This is a genomic window from Avibacterium endocarditidis, from assembly GCF_002921145.1.
Taxonomy (GTDB): Bacteria; Pseudomonadota; Gammaproteobacteria; order Enterobacterales; family Pasteurellaceae; genus Avibacterium; species Avibacterium endocarditidis.
This window is the reverse complement of sequence record NZ_PQVI01000016.1, coordinates 40913-47611: the sequence shown is the minus strand read 5'-3', so window position 1 is coordinate 47611 and position 6699 is coordinate 40913. Positions and strand designations below refer to the sequence as shown.

At 40.6% G+C, this 6699-nt stretch carries 3 protein-coding genes, 1 tRNA gene and 3 pseudogenes; 5 read left to right on the top strand and 2 right to left on the bottom strand.

What is annotated here, in order from left to right:
• A pseudogene (locus tag C3Z13_RS02025) lies at positions 1 to 443 on the bottom strand (aromatic amino acid transport family protein); the annotation flags it as partial.
• A 571-nt stretch (positions 444 to 1014) separates the two neighbouring features.
• Positions 1015 to 1818, bottom strand: coding sequence for a gluconate 5-dehydrogenase (locus C3Z13_RS02020; RefSeq protein ID WP_103854843.1), 804 nt, complete (start codon positions 1816 to 1818; stop codon positions 1015 to 1017).
• A 438-nt stretch (positions 1819 to 2256) separates the two neighbouring features.
• Between C3Z13_RS02020 and C3Z13_RS02015 the strand changes: the two are divergent.
• The 5 genes and pseudogenes from C3Z13_RS02015 (at position 2257) to nusA (ending at position 6687) form a co-directional block, all read left to right on the top strand.
• A pseudogene (locus C3Z13_RS02015) lies at positions 2257 to 3695 on the top strand (alanine/glycine:cation symporter family protein).
• 23 nt (positions 3696 to 3718) lie between these two features.
• Complete coding sequence (locus C3Z13_RS02010; RefSeq protein ID WP_415777239.1) at positions 3719 to 4447, top strand: BUD32 family EKC/KEOPS complex subunit; 729 nt, start codon at positions 3719 to 3721, stop codon at positions 4445 to 4447.
• Between the two features lie 81 nt (positions 4448 to 4528).
• A tRNA-Met gene (locus tag C3Z13_RS02005) sits at positions 4529 to 4606 on the top strand.
• Between the two features lie 122 nt (positions 4607 to 4728).
• On the top strand, positions 4729 to 5184 hold the full coding sequence (gene rimP, locus C3Z13_RS02000; protein ID WP_103854841.1) for a ribosome maturation factor RimP: 456 nt from the start codon (positions 4729 to 4731) through the stop codon (positions 5182 to 5184).
• Between the two features lie 19 nt (positions 5185 to 5203).
• Positions 5204 to 6687 (top strand): annotated as a pseudogene (gene nusA, locus C3Z13_RS01995) (transcription termination factor NusA).
• The last annotated feature ends 12 nt before the right edge of the window (positions 6688 to 6699 follow it).

Here is a 6699-nt window from a genome sequence, read left to right as displayed (position 1 = left end):
ATAAACGGGTGAGTGCGTCCACCGCACCAGTGCTGATGACGATAAACACGCCTAGCACCACTGTGAATAGCACGATAGAAACGGAAGTCGCATTATCCCCTAAAAATGGCAATAATCCCGCTAATAACGAACCGCCACCTGTTACATAGGCGGAAAGAATGGCGTACATAAAAATCACTAGCGAAAGGGTCGCTAACACACGCCCTGTAATACCGAAGTATTGTTCAGCGAGTGTCGCAATTCCTGCGTCTTTGCGTTCAGCTTTTTGATACACTTCAACAAACAGCAACGCACTGTAAGAAAGCAAAATCCACAGGATAAAGAGCAACGCAAGGGTATAGCCAAAACCCATTTTCTGCTGAAGTGAGCGGCATCGCCAACATTCCCGCCCCAATTGTCGTCCCCGCAACAAGCAAGGCACTTCCAAATGTCTTGTTTTTCATAATATTTTCCTAGTTAAACTAAAAGTGCGGTAAATTTTACCGCACTTTTTAGAAAATGTAATCATTTTTTTACAGGGTGTTTTTATTTGTTTACAAGGTTTTTTCTTTGTTGTTAAGAACGAATTTTGCTCCTTGAGCGATCTTCTTTCTTTTGTTTGTTAGAAGGTAGGCAAAGAAAAAAGTCTTCGACTAAATTACTGATCTTTATTTGTTTCAAATTTTTTTGACGAAGAGTAAGCCTATACTAGCTATGCTGTGTTGAGCCGTTACTTTTCCTAAAATTTTATCTACATTTAGATGATGTTAGCTGGGATATGATCAGTATTAATAAAAATAAACAATTGGTTTAGGTTTTTAATCTGTTTAAGTGAAATAGTACGGGGAATCAAAAGCTAAGATTATTTTGATCGACTTTGTAATATAGGCAATCAAATAGGATGGATAAATAACATAAGTTGAGTGAAAAAGATATTTGGTAATACTAGAAGGGGGAATTGTTATTTATAAGTTATTTATAAAATGTAGAAGTCCTAACGATCTTCTACATCTAACTAAAATTACATGATAAATTTTACGGCTGTTTACCAATATACGCCAAGATACCGCCGTCAACGTATAGAATATGACCGTTGATGAAGTTTGAGGCGTCAGAGGATAAGAACACCGCAGCGCCTGCGAGATCTTCTGGCGTTCCCCAGCGAGCGGCAGGGGTTTTGGCGATGATGAATTGATCGAATGGGTGACGTGAGCCGTCTGGTTGTCTTTCGCGTAATGGTGCGGTTTGTGGGGTAGCGATGTAACCCGGGCCGATACCGTTACATTGAATGTTGGCTTCACCAAATTCTGAACAGATGTTTTTGGTTAGCATTTTTAAGCCACCTTTTGCAGAAGCGTAACCCACCACGGTTTCGCGACCTAATTCACTCATCATTGAGCAGATGTTGATGATTTTACCGTGTCCTTTTTTGATCATTGAAGGTAATACGGCTTTTGACATAATGAACGGCCCAGTTAAATCAATATCAATAATTTTACGATAGTCCGCTGCGGTGGTTTCTAACATAGGGATACGTTGAATGATACCCGCATTGTTTACAAGAATGTCAATCACGCCCACTTCGTTTTCAATTTTGGCAACGTGTTCTTTTACTGCGTTTTCATCGGTTACATCAAATAAATAACCGTGCGCATCAATGCCTGCTTCTTTATAAGCGGCAAGGCCTTTTTTCAAGTTTTCTTCATTTACATCGTTGAATACGATTTTTGCTCCTGCTTGGCTTAATGCAGAAGCGATAGCAAAGCCGATACCGTATGATGCGCCTGTAACTAAAGCAATTTTTCCTTTCAGTGAGAATTGATCTAAGATGTTTGACATAGTTGCTCCTTTTTAACTTCTTAAATTAGGTTGTCGTTAAGTTTGTTATTTTTAATTTATTAATTTTAAAATTATTAAACCATAATTTCAATTTACATTGTAAGCGTTTATTAAAAATAGAATGCGAATATAGCTCACATTTTTGCAAATTAAAGGTAAAGGCATTTTCCACTCAGCGTGTTTTGCTGTGAGGCGATCAACAGCATAGATTAAAACGGTATCGTTTTTATGGGATTATGAATAATTTTAGTTTTTACGGGAGTATGCTCACTCTTTTTAGTAAGTGTATTAAATATAAAATAATAAACTGCGATAATTTTTTGAAAAATTTTTTAAGAATATTCACTTTTTTGATTTTTTATTCTCTTTTTTATCCTAATTGTTCTCTCTTTATATAAAATCCATTAAAATGCCTGCTTTCATTATGAGGAGAAGTTTATGATTGAGCAAATTATCAGCAATGTGGAGCAGGCTCTAACGTGGTTTGTGGAAACATTTGATGGCCCACTTTGGGATATTACCGTAATCACTTTATTAGGCGTGGGTATTTTCTTTACGCTCACCACAGGATTAGTGCAGTTACGCTTATTTCCACAAAGTTTGCGTGAGATGTGGTTTGGACGTGCCTCTACGGGGGATTCTTTAACACCATTCCAAGCCTTTGCGACAGGCTTAGCCAGCCGTGTGGGCGTGGGTAACATTGGTGGGGTCGCCACAGCGATTGCCATTGGTGGTGAAGGCGCAGTGTTCTGGATGTGGGTTACGGCGTTGATCGGAATGTCCAGTGCGGTAGCGGAATCTTCTCTTGCTCAATTATATAAATTAAAAGATAAAGATGGCGTGAGCCGTGGTGGCCCCGCTTATTATATTGTGCAAGGCTTAAAATCTCGCTGGTTGGCGGCGTGCTTTGCTATTGCGTTAATTTTACTTTGGTTTGCCTTTAATGCGGTGCAATCCAATGCGATTGTAGAAGCCACAGGCAATGCGTGGAAATGGACACCAAGCTATGTAGGAATTGGGTTAGTAATTTTAACTGCCTCAATTATTTTTGGGGGGGTGAAGCGAATCGGTAAAGTTTCCGCTAAAGTTGTGCCAACAATGGCGCTGTTTTATTTAATTATGGCAGCGATCATTATGGGAATGAACATTGAAATGATCCCAACTGTAATCAGTAATATTATTCATAGTGCGTTCTCTTTTGACGCAATGGCTGGCGGTATGTTCGGGGCGATTTTCTCTAAAGCAATGTTAATGGGAATTAAGCGTGGTTTATTCTCGAATGAGGCAGGTATGGGTTCTGCGCCAAATGCTGCGGCTTCAGCAGATGTTAAGCACCCAGTAAGCCAAGGTTTAATCCAAATGCTTGGCGTGTTTGTGGATACCATCATTGTGTGTTCTTGTACGGCAATCATCATTTTGCTATCAGACAACTACGGCGGCGAAACGCTGAAAAGCATTTCTCTGACGCAAAATGCGCTACAATATCACGTTGGGGAATTTGGCTTGCATTTCCTTGCGTTCATCTTATTGTTATTTGCGTTTTCTTCGATTATTGGTAACTATGCCTACGCAGAAAGCAATATCCGCTTCCTGAAAAACCGCCCTGTGGTAGTGTTTATTTTCCGTTTAGTGGTGCTATTTTCGTTTATTTCGGTGCGGTGAATTCAGGTAATGTGGTGTGGAACTTTGCCGATACCGTAATGGCGGTGATGGCGCTAATTAACTTGGTGTCTATCGTATTGCTTTCACCGATTGTGTGGACGTTATTAAAAGATTATCAACGCCAAATTAAAGCTGGTATTCGTGAGCCAGAATTTAAAATTGAAGAACATCCAGAGCTACTTAAACGTGGCGTGAATCCTGATGTTTGGAAATAATGATTAAGTAAAAATGAGGTTGTTTGATGTCGGCACAAAATAGTGAATTTCAAGAAAAGGTGCAAGCCTTGCTTAAACAGCATAAAGGCGAGCGAATTGTGAGCTTTGATTATGACGATCAGCGCTATTGGCTCAAACAACCTGAACAACTCAAAGGCGTGTGGCGTTTACTCAAACCGCAACCGCAAAAGGCCTTTCAAAATGAATTGAAAACCTTACAATTTTTAGCCGAAAAAAATGCCCCTGTGCCACAATTAATGGCATTTGGCGAAGATTTTTTAGTGCTAAAAGATGCAGGCAAAACTATCAGTTATTGGGTGGATAAGCCTGATCTCAGTTCTGATGAAAAATTGGCGATTTTAGCAGACGGCGCAAAGGCCTTAACGGATCTGCATAAAAAAGGCTTAGTTCACGGCCGCCCAGCGCTTCGTGATATGGCGTGGCACGATGGCAAGGTGCAATTTATTGATTTTGAATCCCGTTCCAATCACGCCAAGCTAAATTGGCAAAAGGTACGGGATAGCTTAATTTTTATCCATAGCCTTGGGCGTTCTGACTGCATTTCTGATGAGCAAATGCGTTTAACGGTAGAAAAATATCAGCAATATTGTGAGCCAGAAATTTGGCAACAAACACAATCCTTTATTGCCAAAAACCGCTGGTTATATTATTTATTATTGCCTTTCAAACCTATTGCAAGAATGGATTTAATCGCCATTTATCGCTTGTTTGAAAACACGCCAAACAAATAAGTGCGGTGCTTTTTTTTGTAAGTTTTTTATAAAGCCTTGCTATTTGTTTTTCTATGCGTATAATACGCCACATATTTCGGACGCGGGGTGGAGCAGCTTGGTAGCTCGTCGGGCTCATAACCCGAAGGTCGTTGGTTCAAATCCAGCCCCCCGCAACCAATTCATAACAAGTTCAGTAGAAAGAACCCCAATTTTGGGGTTTTTTTGTACGAGCAATTTAGATGTAGAACTGGGCTGATTAGCCCTTTTTTTACGTCCTAAGTTTGATTAAGGAGGTTGTTTTGGCAACTTTAGAAGAGAAATTATCAGATTTATTAAAAGGTTCTATTGAAGATTTAGGCTGTGAACTTTGGGGTATTGAATGTCAGCGTGTTGGCCGTTTTTTAACGGTACGTCTTTACATTGATAAAGAAGGTGGGGTGAGCATTGATGATTGCGCGGATGTAAGCCGTCAAGTCAGCGCCATTTTAGATGTGGAAGATCCGATTTCGGATAAATATAACCTTGAAGTGTCTTCACCGGGCGTGGATCGTCCATTATTTACCCTTGAACAATATCAACGCTATATTGGCGAAGAAATTGTGGTGCATTTGCGTATTCCTGTGTTGGAACGCCGTAAATGGCAAGGTAAATTAGAGAAAGTAGAAAACGATATGATCACGCTGATCGTTGATGGGCAACCACAAGTTTTGGTGTATGGCAATATTCAAAAAGCCAATGTCGTGCCTCAATTTTAGTTTTATATAGGAAGGAAATATGAGTAAAGAAATTTTATTGGCGGCAGAAGCGGTCTCAAATGAAAAATTGTTACCACGCGAAAAGATTTTTGAAGCATTAGAAAGCGCAATCGCACTTTCTACTAAGAAAAAATACGATCAAGAAATTGATGTCCGTGTGGTGATTGATCCAAAAACAGGTGAATTTGATACCTTCCGCCGTTGGTTAGTGGTGGAAGAGGTAACAAATCCAACCAAAGAAATCACACTTGAAGCAGCACAGTTTGATGATCCAAGTGTGCAATTAGGTGATTACATTGAGGATCAAATTGAATCCGTTGCCTTTGATCGCATTACAATGCAAACCGCACGCCAAGTGATCAGCAGCAAAATCCGTGAAGCGGAGCGTAATAAAATCGTTGAGCAATTCCGCTCTAATGAAGGCGAAATTGTTACGGGAACGGTGAAAAAAGTAAACCGTGAAAATATTATTTTAGATTTAGGTCAGCAAGCAGAAGCGGTGATTTTGCGTGAAGATATGTTACCGCGCGAGAATTTCCGCCCAGGTGATCGTGTGCGTGGCGTGTTATATCGCGTTAGCCCAGAAAGCAAAGGCGCACAGCTTTTTGTACCCGTGCAAAACCTGAAATGATCATTGAGCTTTTCCGATTGAAGTGCCAGAAATTGGTGAAGAGCTAATTGAAATTAAAGGTGCAGCCGTGACCCAGGTTCGCGTGCCAAAATTGCTGTGAAAAGCAATGATAAACGTATTGATCCAGTGGGTGCTTGTGTGGGTATGCGTGGCGCGCGTGTGCAAGCTATCACCAATGAATTAGGTGGTGAGCGTGTGGACATCGTATTGTGGGACGACAATCCTGCACAATTTGTGATTAACGCAATGGCGCCAGCCGATGTAACGTCTATCGTGGTTGATGAAGATAACCATTCTATGGACATTGCTGTTGAAGCGGAAAACTTACCACAAGCCATCGGACGCAATGGTCAAAACGTGCGTTTAGCCAAACAGCTTACAGGTTGGGCGTTAAATGTAATGACCACAGAAGAGCTAAATGAAAAACATCAAGCTGAAGATAACAAAGTGTTGAAACTCTTTATGAACGCCTTAGAAATTGACGAAGAATTCGCGCAAATTCTGGTTGAAGAGGGCTTCACTAATTTAGAAGAGTTAGCCTATGTGCCAGTGAGCGAACTTACTGCGATTGATGGTTTAGAAGATGAAGATTTAGTGGAAGAGTTGCAAACCCGCGCGAAAGATGCACTAACAGCCGCTGCATTAGCGGAAGAAGAAGCGTTAAAACAAGCGCATATTGAAGACAAGCTACTCAATCTTGAAGGAATGAACCGTCATCTTGCGTTCAAACTTGCAGAAAACAAATCACCACCTTAGAAGAATTAGCGGAGCAAGGTGTTGATGATTTAGCCGATATTGAAGAATTAAGCACTGAGCAAGCAGCGGATTTAATTATGGCAGCACGCAACATTTGTTGGTTCAGCGAAGAATAAAAAGGGGTGTAA